The organism is Jatrophihabitans telluris, assembly GCF_023516435.1.
GTDB classification, from domain to species: domain Bacteria; phylum Actinomycetota; class Actinomycetes; order Mycobacteriales; family Jatrophihabitantaceae; genus Jatrophihabitans_A; species Jatrophihabitans_A telluris.
The window spans coordinates 34927-55659 of record NZ_CP097332.1; the positions used below are offsets into that span (position 1 = coordinate 34927).

Sequence of the window (20733 nt, forward strand, 5' to 3'; positions counted from 1 at the left end):
CCCGATAACGAGTCGTCATGACCCGACGTCGGCTTCTGCTCAGCCGAACTTCAGGCGAAACATACCCCGGCTTAACGAAGACCACAACTACACAGCGTCTCCGATCGTAACGATGTGGTAACCGGGCGCTGTTCACCCGCCGGTACGGAGTGGTGGCAACCGGACGAAAGCCGTGCTTGACTGGAAATCCGGCTCAATCCCAGCCGACGATCGGCGTCGGCCTGGCTCCCGGGATGGATGTCTGCGGCTGATCTTGTGCGCTCGCGTGCGGCCAACAGCCCGCACGCCCGCGCGACGACATCGCTCCTTGAGGAGACCAGACATGAAAGCACTCACCTGGCAGGCCAACGAGAAGGTCGACGTCATCGACGTCCCCGATCCGAGGATCCAGGAGCCGACGGACTCCATCGTCCGCGTGACCTCCACGGCGATCTGCGGCTCGGACCTGCACCTGTACGGCGTCCTCGGCCCCTACCTCAAGCCCGGCGACGTGCTCGGGCACGAGGCGATGGGCGTTGTCGAGGAGGTCGGCAGCGAGACCGGCAACCTTCGCGTGGGCGACCGCGTCGTGGTGCCGTTCAACATCTCCTGCGGCCATTGCTGGATGTGCCGGCGCGGCCTCTTCGCCCAGTGCGAGACGACCCAGGTCCGCAGCCAGGGCAAGGGCGCCAGCCTGTTCGGCTACACCTCTCTCTACGGCTCGGTGCCCGGCGGCCAGGCCGAATACCTGCGCGTACCGCAGGCTCAGTTCGGCCCGATCAAGATCCCAGACGGCCCGCCGGACGAGCAGTACCTGTTCCTGTCCGACATCCTGCCCACCGCGTGGCAGGCCGTTCAGTACGCCGACGTCCCGCCCGGCGGCACGGTGGCGGTCCTCGGACTCGGCCCGGTGGGACAGTTCGCGGCCCGGATCGCCCTGCATCAGGGCGCCGAACGCGTCATCGGCGTCGATATGGTGCCCGAACGGCTGGCCCTGGCCGCTCGCTTCGGGATCGAGACGCTGGACTTCAGCCAGGTCGACAACGTCGCCGACGCGCTGATCGAGCTGGTGGACGGCCGAGGGCCGGACGCCGTCATCGACGCGGTGGGCATGGAGGCGCACGGGAACCGTCCGGTCGCGCTCGCGCAGAAGCTCACCGGTTTGCTTCCGGACGCCGTCGCGCAGAAGGTCACGGACAAGTTCGCCCTCGATCGCCTGGAGGCACTGCACGCGGCGATCAAGGGAGTACGTCGGGGCGGCACGGTCTCGGTCAGCGGCGTCTACGGTGGCGAGATCGACCCGATGCCGATGATGGAGATGTTCGACCGCGGTATCCAACTGCGGATGGGGCAGGCCCACGTCAAGCGCTGGATCGAGGACCTCCTTCCCCTGGTCGCCGACGACAGCGATCCGCTGGGCACCCGACAGCTGACGACCCACCGTCTTCCCCTGGCCGATGCCCCCGCCGCGTACGAGATGTTCCGCGACAAGACCGACGGTTGCATCAAGGTGATCCTGCAGCCGTGACCGATCTCCAGGACACCTCGAACGCCCAGGTCGTGCTCATCGTCGGCGCCTCCAGCGGAATCGGATTGGCCACGGCCCGCGCCTTCGCCGGCCGCGGCGCCCACCTCGTCCTGGTCTCGCGCAGCCGGCCGACGCTCGAAGCGGCCGCCGCCCAGTGCCGGGCCGCCGGCGCGGGATCGGTACGGGTGGCTCCGGCCGATGCCCGCGACGCCACTGCGATCGCCGGGATCGTCAGCGACCTGGTCGATGACCACGGGCGCATCGACGTGGTGGTGCACACCGCGACCGTCATGGCCTACGGACAGCTGGAGGAGCTTCCCCAGGACGTGTTCACCGCCGTGGTGGACACAGCGGTCACCGGAACCCTGGTCGTGGGCCAGGCGTCGATCGGCCTGTTCCGCAAGCAGAAACGGGGCACGCTGATCGTGGTCAACTCCCTCGTCGGAGCGATCGTCGCGCCGTCGATGGGTGCCTACGCGACCGCCAAGTGGGCGCAGGCCGCGATGCTGCGCACCTGGCAGCTCGAGACCCGCGACGCGCCACGGATCCGGGTGTGTTCGGTCGTGCCAGGTGGGGTCGACACCCCGATCTACTACCAGGCCGCCAATTACACCGGGACGGCCGCACGGCCCCCGATCCCGGTCGATCCGCCGGAGAAGGTCGCCGCCGCGATCCTCCGGTGTGCCGATCATCCCCGTGACCGGATCTCGGTCGGGCTGGCGAACCCGATCACGATCCTCGGATTCCGGCTGCTGCCCAAGGTCTATTCGGCCTTGGTGGGCCCGCTGTTCCGGGTCGGTGCGCTGACGAAGACCACGCTCGCTCCGACCGCGGGCAACGTGCACGAACCGCTGCCCGACAGTGAAGGCGAACACGGGCGGTGGCCACGGCGCTGGGACATCTCCCGCCACTGAGACGGGGGCCGGTGCGGCACAGCCCTCGGTCGCGGCCCGAACCGGGAGCATAGGCTGGTGCCGAGTCCGACAGAGGCTCACGTCCGGCAACAGCCCGGGCGACACGGACGGCGGTAGGACGATGTCATCCCCTGAGCAGAACCCTGCTCGGCAGCCGGCTTCGGAGATCGCCCGATCCCGCTGGCCCGCTGCCGACCCGTTCTCCGCCCCGCCGAGTTCGGCGGACCTGGCCGAACTGGACGAGGCCGCCGTGGCCAACCTCGACCGGCTCGCTCGGGCACTGCACGTCCCGAACGCGGAATTGCAACCCACCCTGGACGCGGTGGTCCGCAGCGCGGTCGACACCGTCGAGGCCGCTGACTACGCCGGGCTGATCCTGCTCGTGCGCGGCGAGTTGGAGCCACAGGCGACACTGGGCGAACCGCCGCACACCCTGGACATGCTCCAGCGCGAACTCGGCACCGGTCCCTGCCTGGACGCCGCCCGGCAACAGGCGGAAATCGTCATCACCGATATGCAGACCGAGGACCGGTGGCCCGACGTCGTCCCGACCGCGGAGAAGCTCGGGATCGGCAGCATGGTGTGCGTTCCGTTGTGGGTCGAACAGCACCGGGTCGGGACCTTGAGCTTGTATTCCCGCCAGATTGACGCCTACGCCGCCCGCGATATCAGGCTGGTGCGGTTGTTCGCGACGCTGGCGGCGCTCGCGCTGGCCGATGCCACCCGTACCACCCAGCTCAAGCAGGCTCTGGTCAATCGCGATGTGATCGGCCAGGCGAAGGGCATTCTCATGGAACGGCACCGGATCACCAGCACCATGGCCTTCGACCTGTTGATCGGCGCGTCCCAGACGACGAACGAGAAATTGGCCGACGTGGCAAGGGTTTTCGTGACCACGGGTGCGTTGCCCGGAAGCTGAGACACCCCCGCGCGCCGGTCGGATCGGGTGACAGCCCACCACCGATGGACTAGCGTCGAGCACGGGTGAAGACAATCGCCTCGGTTCTATCGTCCGGAGCAGCCATGCCTCCCCGCCGCAAACCCGATCAGTCCGCGCCTGCCGCGACCAGCCCCACGGGCAAAGCCGAAACCGCCCTCAGCACCGGCGAGCCGCGAGCCCAAGCGGGTGAGTACCTGACCACCGCGCAGGGCGTTCGCCTTCCCGACACCGATCACTCGCTCAAGGCCGGCAGCCGGGGCCCGACCCTGCTGGAGGATTTCCACCTCCGCGAGAAGATCACCCACTTCGACCACGAGCGCATCCCCGAGCGGGTCGTCCACGCCCGTGGGGCGGCCGCGCACGGAATCTTCGTGTCCTACGGCACCGCCGCGTCGGTGACCAAGGCCGGGTTCCTCGCGAACAAAGGGCGAACGACCGACGTCTTCGTCCGCTTCTCCACCGTCCTGGGCTCGCGCGGGTCAGCCGACACCGTCCGCGACACCCGCGGCTTCGCGGTGAAGTTCTACACCGACGAAGGAACGTTCGACCTGGTCGGCAACAACATGCCGGTGTTCTTCATCCAGGACGGCATCAAGTTCCCCGACATCATCCACGCGGCGAAGCCCCAGCCCGACCGGGAGATTCCCCAGGCCCAGTCGGCGCACGACACCTTCTGGGACTTCGTCTCACTGCACACCGAGGCCACTCACCACGTCATGTGGAACATGAGCGACCGCGGGATCCCTCGCTCGCTCCGGACGATGGAGGGCTTCGGCGTCCACACCTTCCGGTTGGTCAACGCTGACGGCGCCACCAGTCTGGTCAAGTTCCACTGGAAGCCGCTCGCCGGTGTGCACTCGCTGGTGTGGGAGGAAGCCCAGATCGCAGCGGGCTGCGATCCCGACTTCCACCGCCGCGACATGGCCGACGGCATCGAGGCCGGTGCCTATCTGGAGTACGAACTCGGCCTGCAGATCATGCCGGACGACGGCACCGACAGCTACGCCGGAATCGACCTGCTCGATCCGACGAAGCTAGTCCCCGAGGAACTCGTACCGGTGCAACTCGTCGGCAAACTCACCCTGAACCGCAATCCGACCAACTACTTCGCCGAGACCGAGCAGGTCGCCTTCCATACCGGTCACCTCGTGCCGGGCATCGAGGTCACCAACGATCCGCTTATGCAGGCACGGCTGTTCTCCTACCTGGACACCCAGCTCACCCGGCTGGGCGGCCCGAACTTCGCACAGCTGCCGATCAATCGGCCACACGCGCCGGTCAACGACATGCTGCGCGACGGCATGCACCAGACGGCGATACACACCGGGATCGCGCCCTACCGGCCGAACAGCATCGACGGCGGAGCGCCCGAGGTCGCGAGCGAGGCTGAGGGCGGCTACGTCCAGGTCGCTCGACTCGTCGAGGGCTCCGTGGTGCGACAGAGCCCGGCCTCGTTCGAGGACCACTTCTCCCAGGCGACGTTGTTCTTCCAGAGCCTCAGTCCCCTCGAGCAGAGCCACCTCGTCGAGGCGTTCACCTTCGAACTGGGCAAGGTCTACGAGCAGGCGATCAAGGAGCGGGAGTTGGCGGTGCTGGCCAACGTCGATGCCGACCTCTGCGCGCAGGTAGCCGCGGGTCTCGGGCTGCCGGCCCCCAAGGGAAACCCGGCCGTCGACGTCGTCGCCTCCCCCGCCCTGAGCCAGATCGTGACGACTCCGGGACCCATCGCCGGTCGCAAGATCGGCGTGATCGCCGACGACGGTTCCGACCTGGCCGGGATCAACAAGCTCAGCAAGGCAGCGGCACGCCTGGGCGCGACGGTGCTCGTCATCGCCCCGCACGGCGGCATGCTGAAGAAGGGACGTACTCAGGTCGTCGTCGAACGGACACTGCTGACGACCCGCTCGATCGAATTCGACACGGTGCTGGTGGCCGATGGGACGACCCCGACGGGCGATCTCAAGCTGGTGGTGCTGCTGCAGGAGGCTTACCGCCACTGCAAGGCTCTGGCGGCATGGGGTGACGGCGGGAATGTCCTTGTCTCGGCGGGGATTCCGTTGGACGGTCCCGGCGTGAGCGTGGGATCGGCCGTCGACTCGGCGTTCGTCAAGCAACTCGCGGCCGCACTCGGGTTGCACCGGGTCTGGGCCCGCGCCGACGTGGTCATGGCCTCTGCGGTTCCGCCCGCGGTCTGACCCCCACGCTGCCCGGCTGGTCCTCAGCGTGGAGGGCCGGCCGGGCTCACCTGTGCCCTCACTCCGGCGTGTCCTGTCTCAGCGCTTGCGCGTGCAGGTCGAGCACCGCGCTCATGTCCGTGAGCTCGAAGAACGTGGCCACCTCGCGGGCCGAACGTGTCCCGGTGTCGGCTTGGGCGCCGGCCGCGAGCAACATCTCGACCAGAACGACGTTCCGCCGGAACACCGCAGCGGCCAGCGCGCTCTGGCCGTTGTCGTTCACCCGCTCGACGTCCGCGCCTCGGTCGAGCAGGAGCGCGACCGTGCCCGCGTGCAGGTGATAGGCCGACAGGATCAGCAAGCTGTCCCCGTGGCTGTTCGTGAGATCGGCGGGAACACCGGCGTCGAGCAGGGCGGACAACCGGGCGACGTCTCCGCGGCGGGCGACGTCGAATGCTTCGCGGAGCACGGTGAGAACGTCGTCGGAGTCATCGCTGCCCTCAGCTCGGCGGTCGTGCTGCTCCTCGTAACCCATACCGTCACTGTAGGCAACGCATACGCGCTAGGGTTGGCCCTTGTCGCCCAGCAGCGCGCGGCCCATCAACCGAATGAGGCTGCCAGCCATGTCCACCGATGCGATCGTCCTGCTCAAGGCAGACCACAAAGAGATCAAGAGCTTGTTCAAGCAGTTCCAGCAGGCGGGCGAGGACGCCACCGTCACCAAGGGACGCCTGGTCGAGAAGATGATCGAACTGCTGACCGTGCACACCTATATCGAGAACGAGATCATGTACCCGGAGGTCCGCCGGTTGTTGCCCGATCTCGAAGACGACGTCCTCGAGTCGTACGAGGAGCACCACGTGGCCGACGTGCTCGTCATGGAGCTGGCCGCCCTCAAGCCCGACGCCGAACGCTTCGACGCCAAGACCACGGTCCTGATCGAGAACGTCACGCACCACATCGAGGAAGAGGAAGAAGACTGGTTCCCGAAGGTGCGGGCCGGGCTGGGACGTAAGCAACTGGCCGAGATGGGCGAGCGATTGCTGGCCGCGAAGAAGAAGGCTCCCCGGAGCCCCGCGCAGCCCAGTGCCCTCAAGAAGACCATCGACGCCGTCGTCAAGTAGCCGAGGCTCAGCCGCCGACTTCCGGTCAGATCAGAACAGCCCGGTTCCGCTCGTCGAGGCCGAGCTGGGCGGTCATGCGCTCGGGCGCGACGGGTCGGCCGAAGTGGTAGCCCTGAACCGACCGGCACCCCCTCAGATCCAGCGCGGCGGCCTGCTCGGCGGTCTCGACTCCCTCGGCGACGACACTCAACTCAAGGGCCTCGGCCAGGTTGAGCACGACATCGAGCAGCGCGGCGGCCCGAGGCGTCGTGGTCAGCGGGCCGATGAAGCTGCGGTCGATCTTGATGATGTCCACGGGCAGCTGGCGCAGATAGCTCAGGGACGAGTAGCCGGTTCCGAAATCATCGAGGGCTACCCGCACGCCCGCGACGCGCAGCTTCTCCAGAATCTGCCGGGTGCGATCGATGTCGGTGAGCAGGGCGCTCTCCGTGATTTCCAGGACCAGCCGTTCGGGCGGCAGCCCGGTCTCGTCCAGGATCTGCAGCACGCGGTCGTGGTAGTCGTCGTGCAGTTCGGCCGCCGCGACGTTGACCGAGACGTAGCACGCGCGCAGCGATTCCGTCGTTGCCGTCCATTCGATGAGCGCCTGGCAGGCCGAGCGAAGCATCTGGCGACCGATCGCGACGATGAGCCCGTTCTCCTGCGCCAGCGGGATGAACTCGTCCGGCTGCACGAGGCCGTGCCCCGGACGGTTCCAGCGGATCAACGCCTCGAAGCCGAGCACGGACCGGTCGCCCGGATCGACGATGGGCTGAAAGTGCGCCAGGAGCTGGTCGGTTCCGATCGCCTGATGCAGGGCGCTGTCGGTGTCCAGACGCCGCCGGAAGCGGCGGTCCATGTCGGAATCGAAGACGGCAGCGCGATTGCCGCCCCCGTCCTTGGCGCGGTACATCGCGATGTCGGCCTGTCGCAGCGCGGTGTCGGCACTGATTCCGGCGCGCAGCAGGGCGATTCCGATACTCGCGCCGAGATAGACCGCCGTCGAGTTCACCGAGAACGGTTCGTGCAATCCGTCCACCAGCCGGCCCGCGACCGCGGCTGCGGACTCCGCACCGCTGACGTCCGGACTGCACAGCACGACGAACTCGTCCCCACCCATCCGCGCCAGCTGATCCCCCGGCCGAAGCAGCGACGTCAACCGAGCGGCGACGGCCTTGAGCACCTGGTCCCCGACGGCGTGGCCGAGCGAGTCGTTGACGTTCTTGAAGCGGTCCAGGTCGAGAAACAGCAGCGCACCGGTGACGTCGCCGGCGCGGGAGTCCATCCGGGTACGCAGCGTCTCGAGCACGCTGCGGCGGTTGGCCAGGCCCGTCAGCGGATCGGTCAGCGCCCGCAGCGTGAGCTGAACGGTTCGCTCCCGCTGTGCGACGTGGGCCAGGTCGGTGGCGATCTGAGCCACGGCCGCCCGCAGCTCCGTGTCCGCTATCAGCTCCGGGGGGCCCTCGAGCGCGATCAGTGCGCAGGTGGCCAGATCGACGCGCACCGGCGCGAGCAGCTGCACCCCTGTCGCCGTCTCCAGCGCCGCGATCCCGTCGGCATCGACGGCCTCGACGGCGGGCACCGGGGCCACGGCGAGATCGCCGGGGCGCAGCGGATGGAGGACGAGCCGGCCGGTGGTGTGCAGGAGCTGTGCCGCCAGGGCGCGGTCCTCGGCCAACCAGGCCCGCACGATGCCCTCGCCGCAGAACTGGGCGAGTTCTTCCACGACCTGCGGGAAGGCCTGGCCCAGCGTCGTCGAGTTGTTCGCCAGGGCGGCGGAGCGCTTCATCAGCGCCTGGATCGCGCTCGACCGGCGCGGGGCGCTGACGTCGCGCATGACGGCCGTGTAGAACTGTTTGCCGTCGCGCTCCCAGCTCGACAACGACAGCTCGACGGGAAACTCCCGACCATCGTGGCGCAACGCTCGGACGTCAACCGTGGCGCCGATCAGGCTCGTCCGGCCGCCGGTGCGTGCCCGCTCCAGACCGGCCAGGTGGGCGTCCACGAAGCCGGGCGGGATGAGCAGGGTCACCGACCGGCCCAGCACCACGTCCCGGTGATGGCCGAACATCGCGGCGGCGCCGTCGTTGAACGAGACCACCGTGCCGGCGGCATCGATGCTGACGATGGCGTCGATGGCCGAACGGGCCTCGTTGAGCAGGTGCTGAGCGGCACGGCTCTCGATGAGCCGCTTGGCCTGGCCGGCGAGCGTGGTCAGAATCCACAACTGTTCGTCGGTGATCGATCCGGGCACGGTGTCGGCCACGCAGACCGTGCCGAGAATGTGCCCGTTGCCGGTGACGATCGGGGCTCCGGCGTAGAAGCGGATGTTCGGGCCACCCGCGACGAAGGCGTGGTCGCGAAATCGTGGGTCCTCGGCCGCATCGGCCACCACGAGCGGACCGCGCGCCACCTGCGTGACGTAGGAGCACAAGGACGAGACCCGCGGGGCCTCGGACGCGGCCAGTCCCGTGATCGCCTTGAACCACAGCCGGTCGGTGTCGACCAGGCTGATCGCCCCGATCGGCTTGGCGCAGATGACCGCGGCCAGTTTGGCCAGGTCGTCGAAAACGTCCTCGCGATCGGTCTCCAGAATGCTCAACCGGTGCAGGGCATCAAGGCGTTCGGCTTCGGCCGGTGATGCCATGGCGAGCGTCTCCCTGGAAGCCAATGGGTTCTAGATACTGCCCTGACAGTAGCTAGAAGCAGCGTAGCCCGCGCGGCCGGTCGGTCAGCCGCCGCCGGAGCTGCTCGCCAGACCCGCGACGAGGTTGATGCTCGTGGCCAGGATCACGGCACCGAAGAGGTAGGACAACAGCGCCTGGCGCAACGCCGTGGCGCGGATGGCCGGAGTCTGCAGGTCCGTGTCCGACACCTGGAAGGTCATTCCGATAGTGAAGGCAACGTAGGCGAAATCGGTGTACCGCGGCGGGGTGCTCTGGTTGAAGTCGATGCCGCCGTCCCGGCCGGTGTAGTACAGCTTGGCGTAGCGCAGGGTGAAGACGGTGTGCACGACGAGCCAGGACAACACCACGGTGCCGACCCCGACGCCGGCGAGGACGTCCTGGGCCGATCCCTTGGCCGAGCTCGCCTGCAGCAGGAAGAAGCCGACGGCCGCCAGGCTCACCACGGATGCGGCCAGCAGCACCACGTCCGCCACCGGCCCGGTGGGATCCTCCCGCGTCGCGTGCTCGGCGGTCTTGTCCGAGCCCATCGGCAGGATCACCAGCCAGGTCCAGAGCAGCAGCGTGGCAGCGGCGGCGTCCCAGCCGACCGCGGGTGCGTACCGGGCCGCGCCGAGCACGGCGAGCAGCAGCCCGACCGCGAGGCCGACCGCGAACGCGACGCCGAGACGGACACTCGTAACCCAGCGAACCGGGGTGTTTCCACCGGTGGCCCGGCGATTGGACGATGGCATGGCCTCACTGTCCCAGTCCGGGGACGGCGGGGTGGCCAACCTGCGGCAGAACGGGCTGGTGTCCACACGTGTCTTACATCTGACCGGGTGGGCAGCTACTCCGAGATCCGGAAGCGACGGTGGGCTTGCCCCGCCCGCCGGCCCGCCGAAGGGGGCACGATCAGGCGACCCGGCGGTAGCGGATGTGCGTGGAGATCGGCGAATGCAGGACCTCGGCGGGCTCGAAGCCGAAGGACTCGATCCCGTCGAAGATGCGCTCCCCAGAGCCGAGCAGGACGGGCGCGATGTCGAGGGTGAGCTCGTCGATCACACCGGCGTGCAGCGCCTGCCGGACGGTCCAGGCCCCTCCCGCGATGTCCACGCCGCGTTCGCCGGCCGCCTCACAGGCCGCGGAGTAGGCCGCGTCGAAGCCACCCGTCACGAAGTGGAACGTGGTCCCCCCGTCCATCTCGATGGGCTCACGACTGTGGTGGGTCAGCACGAAAACCGGCGCATGATAGGGCGGTTCGGCGCCCCACCAACCGAGCCACTGCTCGTCCCACTCACCGCGGACGGGACCGAACATGTTGCGCCCCATCACGTACGCACCGCGGGGGCGCATCAGCCAACCGGCCGCGATCCTGTCCGCCTCGGTCGCCCGCGGGTCCCCGATGTGCCACCCGTGCAGCTCAGCGCCCCGCTTGCCCAGCGGGTCGTCCCGGCTCTGGTCCGGGCCGGCAACGAAGCCGTCCAGCGAAATCGACATGTGGCAGGTGGTGTCCGGCACGGTGAACTCCTCTGGGGGCCTCAGCCTTGCAAGCTCGTGGCCGCGGCCTGCAAACGCTCGAGCGGACGATAACAGTGCCTCGTGCGTCCTTGCCCTGATCTGGACCACACGTGCATGTGAACGTGTTAACCCGCCGGGGTGTTGTTGTTCGCCGATCCTTGTCCCGAATGGGATAGCCCGGCCCGTCCGCGGGCGAATAGACAGGGTCGGAAACGCAGCCGACCGCGCTGCGTCGAAGGAGCGACATGAAACGCACACTCGTCGGCGGTGTCGGCGTGACTGCCGCCGTGCTGGCCTCGACCCTGGCTGGTGTCGGCGGCATGGCCGCTGCCGCCCCGCATGTCACGGGCAGCCACGGTTCGACCACCGGCTCGGCCCACGCGGCCAGCAAGCACGTGCTGCTGCTGTCGGTGGACGGGCTGCATCAGAGCGATCTGGCCTACTACATCGGCAAGCATCCACACTCGGCCCTGGCCACCCTCGTCGCCTCGGGAACCAGCTACACGAAGGCCAAGACGACCTTCCCCTCGGACTCGTTCCCCGGCATGATCGCCCAGCTCACCGGTGCCGACGCGGGCACGGCCGGCGTGTACTACGACGACACGTACAACCACGCGCTCCTGCCGCCGGGCACCCTCGACTGCAGCACGGCCAAGCGCGGTACCGAGGTCGCGTGGACGGAGGCCGCCGACCGGTCCCAGAACCCGATCACCCTCGACGCCGGCCAGAAGCTGACCGACCCGGCGCTGACCGCGCTGCCGACGAACACCCTGCAGCAGACCCTCGACAGCAGCGCCGCCATCACCAAGGCCATCCTCAAGCTGACCCCCACGCCGCAGACCCTGCTCGATCCGGCGGCGTTGCCGGTCAACCCGTCCACCTGCCTGCCGATCTACCCACACCAGTACCTGAAGGTGAACACGGTCTTTAACGTGGTCCGGGCCGCCGGCCTGCGCACGGCCTGGTCGGACAAGCACCCCGCCTACGAGATCCTCAACGGGCCCTCCGGCACCGGAATCCAGGATCTGTTCACACCGGAGATCAACTCGGTGGCCGATTCGGCCGGTGACGACTGGACGACGAACAACGCGCTCACCAAGGTCTACGACAGCACCAAGGTCGCCGCGGTCGTCAACGAGATCAAGGGCTTCGACCACTCCGGGACCAAGCACGTCGGCACGCCGGCGATCTTCGGGATGAACTTCCAGACCGTCTCGACGGCCGAGAAGCTGCCGGTCTCCAACGGCGTGGCCGGCGGTTACCTGCCCAACGGCAAGCCCGGACCGTTGCTGTCCAGCGCCCTGGACTACATCAACGCCCAGGTCGCTCTCTTCGAGCACACGATCCGCGCCGCGCACCTGGCCTCGTCCACGACCGTCATCCTGTCCGCCAAGCACGGCCAGTCACCGGAGGACCTTGCCTCCCTGCGGCGGGTCGACGACGGCGCCATCATCGACGCGATCAACGCCGGCTGGGCCTCCAGCCACCCCGGCGCGGCGGCGTTGGTCAGCTTCTCCGTCGATGACGACGGGATGCTGCTGTGGCTGTCCAACCGGTCCAGCGCCGCGCTGGCGTTCGCCAAGCACTATCTGCTGACCCACTCCGCGCCGGCGAACATCTCGACCGATCCGAAGGGAACCCACTCGGCGACGGTCGGCTCGTCAGGGCTGAAGGCGGTGTACACCGGCGCGGCCGCTGACAAGCTGGTGCACGCCAGGGCCGGCGATCCCAATGCCCCTGATCTCATCGGGATCGCGCAGCACGGCGTGGTCTACACCGGCGGCGTGAAGAAGATCGCCGAGCACGGCGGGGCATCCTTCGAGGACCGCAACGTCCCGCTGGTGGTCTCCGGTGCCGGTGTCCACGGCGGGCGGAGCGTCAGCAAGCCCGTGGCGACCACCCAGATCGCGCCGACCATCCTCACCCTGCTGGGGCTGCGGGCCAGCGACCTGAAGGGGGTACGCGTCGACAAGACCCGCGTCCTTCCGGCGCACTGACCCAACGCACTGACCCAACGCACTGACTCCATCCGCTCAACCCGCTCAGACCGTCCCCGAGGCCGACCAACCGGCCCCGGGGACGGTCTGGTGCAGCCGCACGGTGGTTCCTGGGCGTCTGCCATAATTTTGGACGGGTCTAGCCAGAGGCCTCGCGCTTAAGCGAAAGCAGCACCTCGTGTCCGAACCGATGGACGGCGTCCAACTCTTCGCCCGCATCGCCCGAGAACTGGCCAGCCAGTCCGACTACTCCCACACCGTGCAGCGGATCGCCGAACTGAGCACCCAGCTTGCCGGCTGTGACGTCGCCGCGATCTGGGAGATCACCGACGGCAGCAAGCTGGTCCTCAAGGCCGCGACCGACAGCTTCTTCGGCGAAGCGCTGCATTCGATCCTCACCGGCGTCGAGGAGGGCATCGCGCGCGAGGCTCTGACCAGCCGCCGAACGGTCGTCATGCACGACCTCGACACCGAACAACGCTGGCCGGCCTACGTCGCGGAGATGAAGCGGCACGCACTGCCGATCCGGTCGGCCGTGGTCTACTCGCTCGATCTCGGATCGACCGATCTGGGGGCGCTGGCGCTCTATTCGGGCAAGGCCAACTTCTTCAGCGAGGAGCTCATCGACATCGGCGGGGTGCTGGCCGACCACGCGAGCATCGCGCTGGATTCGGCCCGGTCCACGGCCAAGATCGGCAATCTCGAACTGGCCCTGGAGTCCAACCGCAGGATCGGCATGGCGATCGGGGTGCTGATGGCCCTGCACCATTTGACCGAGCAGCAGGCCTTCGACCTGCTTCGTACCGCCTCGCAGCGCAACCACCTCAAGCTGCGCCAGGTAGCCGACCAGGTGATGTACAGCGGCGAGGCACCGAGCTGGCCGCCGGCGCGGCGACGGCCCACCGACTGATACTGTCGGCCGCACCTGGATTCATGCTCTGAGAGCGACGAAATCAGGTCCGTGTCGCCCCGGGCTCGCCAGTGGGCAGCAGTGTCAACCACGTCACTCCGGGTCGGCCAGACCGGCTTCCGGCGACGTTGTTTCCTCAGGCCCAGTCGGCCATGAGCACGGCCAGCACCCGACGCGCTCGAAACAGATGGCTGCGTACCGCTGGCACGGTGCTACCGGTTTGCGAGGCGATGCTGGCGTAGCTCAACCCGTGCACGTGATGGAGGTCGACCACGGTCCGCTGGCGGTCGGGCAGTGACCGCATCGCCTGCGACAGGGCATCAGCCGTCCCGCGGTTCTGCGCCTCGGTGTCGGCTCCGGCGCTCACACCGGCCACGTCGGCCATGGCTTGCGCGGTGACCGTCACCGAACGTCCGCGTTCCCGCTGCCGCAGGCAGTTGATGGCACGGTTGGTGACGATCCGGTGCAGCCAGGTCGAGAACTGGGACCGACCCTCGAACCCGCTCAGCCCGCGCCAGGCGGCCAGCAACGAATCCTGCGTGACGTCCTCGGCGTCCTCGTGGTTTCCCACCAGCTGAAAGGCGGTTCGGTAGGCCGCTTTCGCGTGCCGGTCGGCGAGGGCACCGAAAGCGGTGAGGTCTCCGGCGGCGGCACGCTGGACGAGTTGGTCCTCGTCGTCCGGGCCCGACCGCGCGGAAAGGACCCACCCGTGGACGACCGGCGGGTGGACGACCGGCTGGCGGCGGCCAACGGCTGGACGGTGCGGATGTGGTTCTGGGTCATGCGAACTCCGGCAGCGGGACAGGATTGCCACGGCCGAGTACGAGTTGCGGGCGTGTCCTGAAATGCGTTGGTCGCCTGTCGGGTCAAGGCGATCGTGCCGCGCCGGACGTACCGACGGCGCGAGGAACTCATCAGGTCGTGCCGATCAAATCGGACGCGACGTGAACTTCCGGCTCGCCTCCGAGCCTCGGGTCCAGTGGGTCCGACTCTAACAGCTCGGATCCTCCGGAAGCCGGGCCGTGAGAAAGGCGTTGCGATCATTTCCCGCGGGCGGTGTCTAACCGGTGAAAGGCCAGCGCAACCACCGCTGCACATCGTGAGACGGTCGAGCACCGCCACCGCCACCGCCACCGCCACTGCCATCGTGCCGAACGGTTCGGGTGGCCTCGGCAGCGTCCGAGCTGTACTTGGAAACAGCGCCGTCCGGTCTCACACAATGCCCTGCTCACCGGGCATCTCTGTCTGAAAGGACAACCACCACATGATCGAAGCTGTTGACTACGGCACCGGCGTCACGAACGCCTGGTCGAACGTCGCTACGTTCATACCGAAGTTCATTGTCTTCCTCGTCATTCTCATCGTCGGCTGGATCATCGCCAAGGCGATAACCAAGGCCCTCTCGGCCGTGTTGACCCGCGTCGGTTTCGACCGCCTGGTCGAACGAGGCGGAGTCAAGAAAGCCCTGGCCTCGAGCAAGTACGACGCCTCCGACATCCTGGCCAAGGTCGTCTACTACGCGATCATGCTGTTCGTGCTCTCCACGGCCTTCGGCGTCTTCGGGCAGAACCCGATCAGCGACTACCTGCACGCGGTCATCGCCTACCTGCCGCTGGTCTTCGTGGCCATCATCATCGTCATCATCGCCTCGGCCGTCGCCGCCGCGGTGAAGGCTCTCATCGAGAACAGCCTGTCCGGCCTGTCCTATGCCCGGGTGCTGGGCAACGCCGCGTCCGGCCTGATCCTCGCGTTCGGCCTGATCGCCGCACTGGATCAGTTGCACATCGCAACCAACGTGGTCAACGCCGTTCTCTACGCTTCGCTTGCCGCGATCGTCGGCATCCTGGTCATCGCCGTCGGCGGTGGCGGGATCAAGACGATGTCCCAGCGCTGGGAAGCGGTCGCGGCGAAGTACGACGAGGAGAAGCCTCGCATCGCCGACGCCGCCCGCAACGCTCCGAGCGTGAAGAGCCAAGCGCAGCAGGCCAAGTCGGCCACGCTGAATTCCACGGACGGGCGGCCGGCGAGCTACGGCTCCGCCCTGTAGACCGCACGACCGGTACCGCATAGGCGGTCCACGAACGCAGTGGCGGGGCGCAACGCCGGCATCGTCCTTGAGGCGCCGCTTGGGCACGCCCCGCCACTGCACCTCCCCGCACGACCGAGCTCGAAGCCGAGATCACACCGAAGGTGGAACGTAGATGAACATCGACAAGGACCAGATCCTGCAGTTGCTCAAGAGCCAGGGCAAGCACGACGAAGCCGCGCAAGCGGGCAACGAGCTGCCGCAGAGCGTGGACACCGACAACAGCGAGCACCAGAATCTGCTGTCCAGGTTCGGCATCGACACCAACGACCTGCCGGGTGTGATCGGCGGACTCGGCAAGTTGCTCTGACGGCCGCGCGAAGGGCACCCTCAACCCGGGTGCCCTTCGCCGGTCCCCAAAGCAGGCCACCAAACCAGGAATGCGCGCGCTCGTCGCACACGGGCCACGAACCAAGTGAGGACAACACATGTGGGTCTTTCTTTCCCGCCGGCTGCGAACCTGGCTGGCCCTGGCCGTCGCGATTCCCCTGCTGCGCGCCGTGCTGCGGGCTCTGGGCGCTCGCTCGGCCCGCAGGAATCCGACGTCGGCCACGACCACGACCCTTCGGAAGGCGGAGAACTTCCTCGCCGGCCTGAGCTCGCGGTCGCGACGGCGTCGGCAAGGCCGTTAGGACGGTCTCCCGCGTACTCTTCGACCTAGGGGGTTACCCATGTCGGACCTGGAACCGGTGCGCACCGATCGGCTCGTTCAGGTCAGCCGTGACTTCACCGAGCTGGCACGCGAGCTGGCCTCCCACCCGAGTGTCGAAGAAACGCTCGCCGCGATCGTCACGCACGCAGTCGCCACGATCGACGGAACCGAGGACGCCGCGGTCACGCTGCAGGTCGAGGGCGGCTTCCGGACGATCGCGGCCACCGGGGACCTTCCGCTGCAGGTAGACAAGCTGCAGTACGAGACCGGCGAGGGCCCCTGCGTGCATTCGATCGAATACGGGCACGTGCTGCGCTCGAACGATCTGGCCACCGATCCGCGCTGGCCACTCTTCGGACCGCGAGCCTCGCGGGAAACCTCGGTGGTCAGCATGCTGTCCCACCGGCTCTTCCTGGAGGACGAGCCCAGCAACGCCGCGCTGAATCTGTACTCGCGCCAACCGTCGGCCTTTGCCGACTACGACCTGGACGTTCTCGACCGGCTCGCCACCCACTGCGCCATCGCCCTGTCCAAGGCCCGCGCGCAGGACGCCAGCCACATCCTGCGGGCCTCGCTGGACAACAATCGGCGCATCGGCACCGCCGTGGGGATTCTCATGGCCGTGCACAAGATCACCTCCGACGAGGCCTTCGACCTGCTGCGCCTGGCGAGTCAGCATCACCGCCGCAGGCTCGTCGATGTCGCCAACGAGGTCTACGAACAGGGCAAGCTCGACCTCTGACGGAGTAAGCCCGGGTTCAGCTCTTGGGGCTGAACAGTTCCAGTGCGATGTTGTCGGGATCGCGGAACTCGAGGATGTACCCGGCGCCGATGTCCTTCACGCCGCCGTGCTCGATGCCGCGCTCATCCAGACTCTGGGCCGCCTCATCCAGTTCGGTCCGCGAGGACAGCGCGAAACTGACGTGGTCCAGCCCGGTCCGGTTCTCGGCGAACTCGTCCTGTCCGACCGGCCGCAGGCCGAGCAGCGAGTCGCCGAGCTGGTAGATGACGCCGCCGTAGAGGAACGACAGCTGCTGCCGGGTTTCGGCGTCGGCGTTGGGCGGCAGCTCGAAGGCCACTGGCAGGCCGAAGACATCCTCGTAGAAGGCGCGGGACCGCTCGATGTCGGTGACGGTCAGACGGACGTGGGCGAAGGCGCGGGTGGGAATAGGCATGGCTTCATCATGCCCATGCGTACGTTCGGAACTAGCCGTCGAGCGGTTGTTGGCCGGATCGTAAGATCGCCGGGCTGCCACTCACGATGAACCATTCCGTTCCGCAGACCAGCCGGAACAGGGGCAGGGGCAACCGTCCGAGCAGCGCCAGCGTCCGCACGTTGTCGCCGCCGCCGGCCTGACTCACGTGCGCACGCATGGCTGCCCGCTTCGCCCGGGCGAATCGGCGGACGTCGACGCGGTCGGTGATCTCGGCCGGGTCGGCGTAGGAACGCGCCAGCCGATCGGCCGACACCGTTCCGGGCATGATGCGCAAGCGCTCCAGCCAGCGCGCGGCACGGACCAGCCGGCTGCGGTCCACGGTCGCCTCGGCCACGGTCGGAGTTCCCGCGAGGTGGGCGGCCAGAACCCCGGCCCGGTGAACCTGGAGGTGGTCGGGGTGACCGTAGCCGCCGCGGGCGTCGTAGGTGGTCAGCACGTCAGCGGCCTCGGCTGTGAGGATATCGGCCAGCCGGCGCGCGATGTCCTCGACCGGGACGGTGGAGAATCCCCCGTGTTCGGCGTGCATTCCCGAGTCGGGGTAGCCGAGTTCGACGACCCGATGGCAACCCAGCAGCGCCGCGGAGGCCTGCAGTTCAGTTCGTCGCCGAGCACCCAGGGCGGGGGCATCGGGCGCGCTGGCCACCCCTGGCTCGGCCAGACCCTGCTCGCCGTTGGTGGCCATCACCAGCACCACGCGATGCCCGGCCGCGACGGCCATCGCGACAGTGCCACCGGTCAGCAGCGCCTCGTCGTCGGGATGGGCGTGGAAGCAGACCATGGTCAGGCTCATCGCAGGGCGGCCACCAGCGCGTTGCGTCTCAGGGTGGTGTCGGCCGATTCGTACAACTGCTCGGCCGCGGCGGTGATCAACGGCCATGTCTGCACCGGACGGACCGATCGATTGTGGGCGGTGAGGCGGTGACGCAGGTCCGGCGAGATGACCAGCCGACGGATCGCCTCGACCATGCCGCCGTCGTCGCGCGCGAGCAGGCCCTCGTGCCCGTCGCGGACGAAATCGGCCGTGCCCGTCGAAGCGAACGCGACCACCGGCAGCCCGGCGCTGCGGGCCTCGAGTGCGGCGATACCGAAGGACTCGAGCGTGGCCGGCGAGAGGTAGACGTCGGTATCGGCATAGCGAGCCAGGATCTCCTCCGCGGGCAGCTGCCCGAGCAGGTGCACCCAGCCCGTCATACCGTTCACGGCAAGGAAGTGGCGCAGCTGCGGGGCCAGCGGGCCGTCGCCGATGATGTCGAGGTCGATCCGGATGGAGTCGGGGACGCCGGCTCGGACCGCGCGCATCATCTGCAGCAGTTCCAGCGGTCGTTTGCGGGCGGCCAGGCGCATCGTGGTGGCGATCCGTACCCGGGACGGCGGGCGCGGCGATTCAGCCGGCGGCGCCCACTGGACGGTGTCGACCGCGTTGGGCAGCACCGCCACCGAACGTCCGAGCAACTCGGACGACAGCTCTTCGGCGGCGATCCGGCTCACCGCCGACCAGGCGATCGGCCAGTCGCGCCAGCCCAATACCCAGTCGGCGCCGCGGAAGATCGGAGCGGCCCACGCCCACATCGAGTGCAGGGTGAGGGCGACCGGCACTCGGCCGGCAACAGCACGAGCGGTCAGGTAGGGCAGCGGAGAGAAGGTCGAGGCGTGGACGTGGACCACGTCGTAGCGGCCACGTCGCACGGTCCGCGTTCCCGACCACGAGCTGCCGTAGCGGATCGGAGCGATCCCCGATTCGGACAGGCGCCGCGACGCGGGACGGTGGACGGGGAAGCTGTCCTGGTCGCCGGCCAGGCCCGCCGGGACCGAGGTGATCACCTCGACGTCGTGTCCCTGGGCCTGCTGAGCCGTCGCCAGACCGTGCACCTGTCGCTCGATACCGCCCAGACGGGGGAGGTAGCAGTCGGTGACATGGGCAATCCTCATGAGGAAACGATGAGGGCCGGTCGGTGTGACAACGATGTGGCGGCCGGGGAGTTCACCCCCCAAGCCTACGGGACCACCCCCACACGTTGCTCACATTCGCGACTGGCTACCGTGCCGTAGACGCTCGGCCGAGGAACCGACCGGGCCGCGCCGCCGGACCACGACGTCGCCCGACCCGGAATCGGACCCGATGAGCAACAGCGGATTGGTCATCGCGCTCAGCCTGCTCAGTGCCCTGGCTTTCGCGATCTCCACCAATCTCAAACACAACAGCGCCGCCACCGGGCCCGCGCTGCATTCGATGTCCCCGAAAAACCTGGGCGGTTTCGTCCTCGCCACGGTGAATCACCCGCTCTGGCTCGCCGGAATCGCGGCTGACCTGATCGGTCTCGTCCTGCAGATCGTCGCGCTGCACCGGGGCGCGCTCGCCGTGGTCCAGCTGCTGCTGGTCAGCGGGTTGCTCTTCACCCTGATCATCCGCAACCTGCACCACCGTCGTATCGACCACGCCGAACTGGGGTGGGCCCTGCTGCTGGTCCTCACGCTGGGCGGGTTCCTCTACGTCGCGGCCGCGGCGCCGACCTCGGACGTGAAAGAGGGCGTGGACCGGTTGCCGGCCGCGCTGGCCGCGCTGGCCGGCACCGTCGTCGCGGTGGGCGCCGTGCTGCTCGCCCGGCGCGTGCGGCCGGCCGCAACGGGTGCGGCCGCGCTGGGCATCGCGGTGGGGATCATCTACGCCAGCGATGCCGCCCTGCTCAAGGCCTGCTCGGACCGCCTCTCGCGGGGGCTGGGCACGTTGCTCACGAGCTGGCAGCTACCCACGGTCATCGTCGTCGGCGCCCTCGGACTGTTCCTGTGCCAGTTGGCGTACCAGGCTGGTCCGCTGTCGGCCAGCCAGCCCAGCATCGTGGCCGTCGATCCCCTGGTCAGCGTGGTCATCGGAGTCCTCATCTTCGACGAGCACCTGCGAAGAGGACCGTGGACCGGCGCTGCCCTGGCCGTCCTCGTCGTGCTGCTGACCCTGGCGGTCGTCAACCTGGCGCGGCTGGAGAGCCGCCAGGACGCACCCGACTCCGGCGCCGTGGCCGCACGCACGACCGGCGGCTGAACCTCGGTGCTG

At 68.3% G+C, this 20733-nt stretch carries 21 protein-coding genes; 13 read left to right on the forward strand and 8 right to left on the reverse strand.

Features of this window, described 5'->3' with window-relative positions; genetic code table 11:
- The first annotated feature begins 322 nt into the window (after positions 1–322).
- The 4 genes from M6D93_RS00135 to M6D93_RS00150 all read left to right on the forward strand — a co-directional run bounded on the left by M6D93_RS00135 (position 323) and on the right by M6D93_RS00150 (position 5556).
- A complete protein-coding gene (locus M6D93_RS00135) occupies positions 323–1507 on the forward strand; it encodes a zinc-dependent alcohol dehydrogenase (RefSeq protein ID WP_249771917.1) in 1185 nt (394 codons plus the stop codon).
- Positions 1504–2421, forward strand: a complete 918-nt coding sequence (locus M6D93_RS00140; RefSeq protein WP_249771919.1) for an SDR family NAD(P)-dependent oxidoreductase — start codon at positions 1504–1506, stop codon at positions 2419–2421. The genes M6D93_RS00135 and M6D93_RS00140 overlap by 4 nt, the downstream gene beginning before the upstream one ends.
- A gap of 121 nt (positions 2422–2542) precedes the next feature.
- Entirely contained in the window at positions 2543–3340 is a 798-nt protein-coding gene (locus M6D93_RS00145; protein WP_249771921.1) for a GAF and ANTAR domain-containing protein, read from the forward strand.
- A 104-nt stretch (positions 3341–3444) separates the two neighbouring features.
- Positions 3445–5556 carry a catalase gene (locus M6D93_RS00150; protein ID WP_283818616.1) on the forward strand — a complete coding sequence of 704 codons (2112 nt, stop codon included), beginning with the start codon at positions 3445–3447 and terminating at the stop codon, positions 5554–5556.
- A 58-nt stretch (positions 5557–5614) separates the two neighbouring features.
- Here the strand turns inward: M6D93_RS00150 and M6D93_RS00155 are convergent, their stop codons facing one another.
- Positions 5615–6070, reverse strand: coding sequence for an ankyrin repeat domain-containing protein (locus M6D93_RS00155; RefSeq protein WP_249771923.1), 456 nt, complete (start codon positions 6068–6070; stop codon positions 5615–5617).
- 88 nt (positions 6071–6158) lie between these two features.
- Between M6D93_RS00155 and M6D93_RS00160 the strand changes: the two genes are divergently transcribed.
- On the forward strand, positions 6159–6659 hold the full coding sequence (locus M6D93_RS00160) for a hemerythrin domain-containing protein (protein WP_249771925.1): 501 nt from the start codon (positions 6159–6161) through the stop codon (positions 6657–6659).
- A 25-nt stretch (positions 6660–6684) separates the two neighbouring features.
- On the opposite strand, the gene M6D93_RS00165 is transcribed toward M6D93_RS00160, so the two are convergent.
- The 3 genes from M6D93_RS00165 to M6D93_RS00175 form a co-directional block, all read right to left on the reverse strand.
- A complete protein-coding gene (locus tag M6D93_RS00165; protein ID WP_249771927.1) occupies positions 6685–9285 on the reverse strand; it encodes an EAL domain-containing protein in 2601 nt (866 codons plus the stop codon).
- 84 nt (positions 9286–9369) lie between these two features.
- On the reverse strand, positions 9370–10056 hold the full coding sequence (locus M6D93_RS00170) for a DUF1345 domain-containing protein (RefSeq protein WP_249771929.1): 687 nt from the start codon (positions 10054–10056) through the stop codon (positions 9370–9372).
- A gap of 160 nt (positions 10057–10216) precedes the next feature.
- Positions 10217–10822 (reverse strand): dihydrofolate reductase family protein, encoded by a 606-nt coding sequence (locus tag M6D93_RS00175; protein WP_249771931.1) that lies wholly within the window; start codon positions 10820–10822, stop codon positions 10217–10219.
- A gap of 320 nt (positions 10823–11142) precedes the next feature.
- On the opposite strand from M6D93_RS00175, the gene M6D93_RS00180 reads away from it, so the two are divergent.
- Together M6D93_RS00180 and M6D93_RS00185 are read left to right on the forward strand one after the other, a co-directional pair.
- A complete protein-coding gene (locus M6D93_RS00180) occupies positions 11143–12819 on the forward strand; it encodes an alkaline phosphatase family protein (protein ID WP_430667250.1) in 1677 nt (558 codons plus the stop codon).
- Between the two features lie 178 nt (positions 12820–12997).
- Positions 12998–13729 carry a GAF and ANTAR domain-containing protein gene (locus M6D93_RS00185; protein WP_249771935.1) on the forward strand — a complete coding sequence of 244 codons (732 nt, stop codon included), beginning with the start codon at positions 12998–13000 and terminating at the stop codon, positions 13727–13729.
- Between the two features lie 136 nt (positions 13730–13865).
- Here the strand turns inward: M6D93_RS00185 and M6D93_RS00190 are convergent, their stop codons facing one another.
- Positions 13866–14300, reverse strand: coding sequence for an RNA polymerase sigma factor (locus tag M6D93_RS00190; RefSeq protein ID WP_249771937.1), 435 nt, complete (start codon positions 14298–14300; stop codon positions 13866–13868).
- Positions 14301–14333: 33 nt separating this feature from the next.
- Here M6D93_RS00190 and M6D93_RS00195 point away from each other — a divergent pair, with 33 nt between their 5' ends.
- The 5 genes from M6D93_RS00195 to M6D93_RS00215 all read left to right on the forward strand — a co-directional run bounded on the left by M6D93_RS00195 (position 14334) and on the right by M6D93_RS00215 (position 17209).
- Positions 14334–14573, forward strand: coding sequence for a hypothetical protein (locus tag M6D93_RS00195; RefSeq protein WP_249771939.1), 240 nt, complete (start codon positions 14334–14336; stop codon positions 14571–14573).
- A gap of 420 nt (positions 14574–14993) precedes the next feature.
- Positions 14994–15776 carry a mechanosensitive ion channel family protein gene (locus M6D93_RS00200; protein ID WP_249771941.1) on the forward strand — a complete coding sequence of 261 codons (783 nt, stop codon included), beginning with the start codon at positions 14994–14996 and terminating at the stop codon, positions 15774–15776.
- A gap of 154 nt (positions 15777–15930) precedes the next feature.
- A complete protein-coding gene (locus M6D93_RS00205; protein ID WP_249771943.1) occupies positions 15931–16125 on the forward strand; it encodes a hypothetical protein in 195 nt (64 codons plus the stop codon).
- Positions 16126–16243: 118 nt separating this feature from the next.
- Positions 16244–16447: a hypothetical protein gene (locus M6D93_RS00210; protein WP_249771945.1), complete on the forward strand. Its 204-nt coding sequence runs from the start codon at positions 16244–16246 to the stop codon at positions 16445–16447.
- A 39-nt stretch (positions 16448–16486) separates the two neighbouring features.
- The gene (locus tag M6D93_RS00215; RefSeq protein WP_249771947.1) at positions 16487–17209 is read left to right on the forward strand and encodes a GAF and ANTAR domain-containing protein; all 723 of its coding nucleotides are present in this window, start codon (positions 16487–16489) and stop codon (positions 17207–17209) included.
- A 16-nt stretch (positions 17210–17225) separates the two neighbouring features.
- Here the strand turns inward: M6D93_RS00215 and M6D93_RS00220 are convergent, their stop codons facing one another.
- The 3 genes from M6D93_RS00220 to M6D93_RS00230 are packed head-to-tail and all read right to left on the reverse strand — an operon-like array spanning position 17226 to position 19613.
- Positions 17226–17642 carry a VOC family protein gene (locus M6D93_RS00220; RefSeq protein ID WP_249771949.1) on the reverse strand — a complete coding sequence of 139 codons (417 nt, stop codon included), beginning with the start codon at positions 17640–17642 and terminating at the stop codon, positions 17226–17228.
- A gap of 31 nt (positions 17643–17673) precedes the next feature.
- Positions 17674–18474 carry a PIG-L deacetylase family protein gene (locus tag M6D93_RS00225; RefSeq protein WP_249771951.1) on the reverse strand — a complete coding sequence of 267 codons (801 nt, stop codon included), beginning with the start codon at positions 18472–18474 and terminating at the stop codon, positions 17674–17676.
- On the reverse strand, positions 18471–19613 hold the full coding sequence (locus M6D93_RS00230) for a glycosyltransferase family 4 protein (protein WP_249771953.1): 1143 nt from the start codon (positions 19611–19613) through the stop codon (positions 18471–18473). The genes M6D93_RS00225 and M6D93_RS00230 overlap by 4 nt, the downstream gene beginning before the upstream one ends.
- 190 nt (positions 19614–19803) lie before the next feature.
- On the opposite strand from M6D93_RS00230, the gene M6D93_RS00235 reads away from it, so the two are divergent.
- The gene (locus tag M6D93_RS00235; protein ID WP_249771955.1) at positions 19804–20721 is read left to right on the forward strand and encodes a DMT family transporter; all 918 of its coding nucleotides are present in this window, start codon (positions 19804–19806) and stop codon (positions 20719–20721) included.
- Positions 20722–20733: the final 12 nt, after the last annotated feature.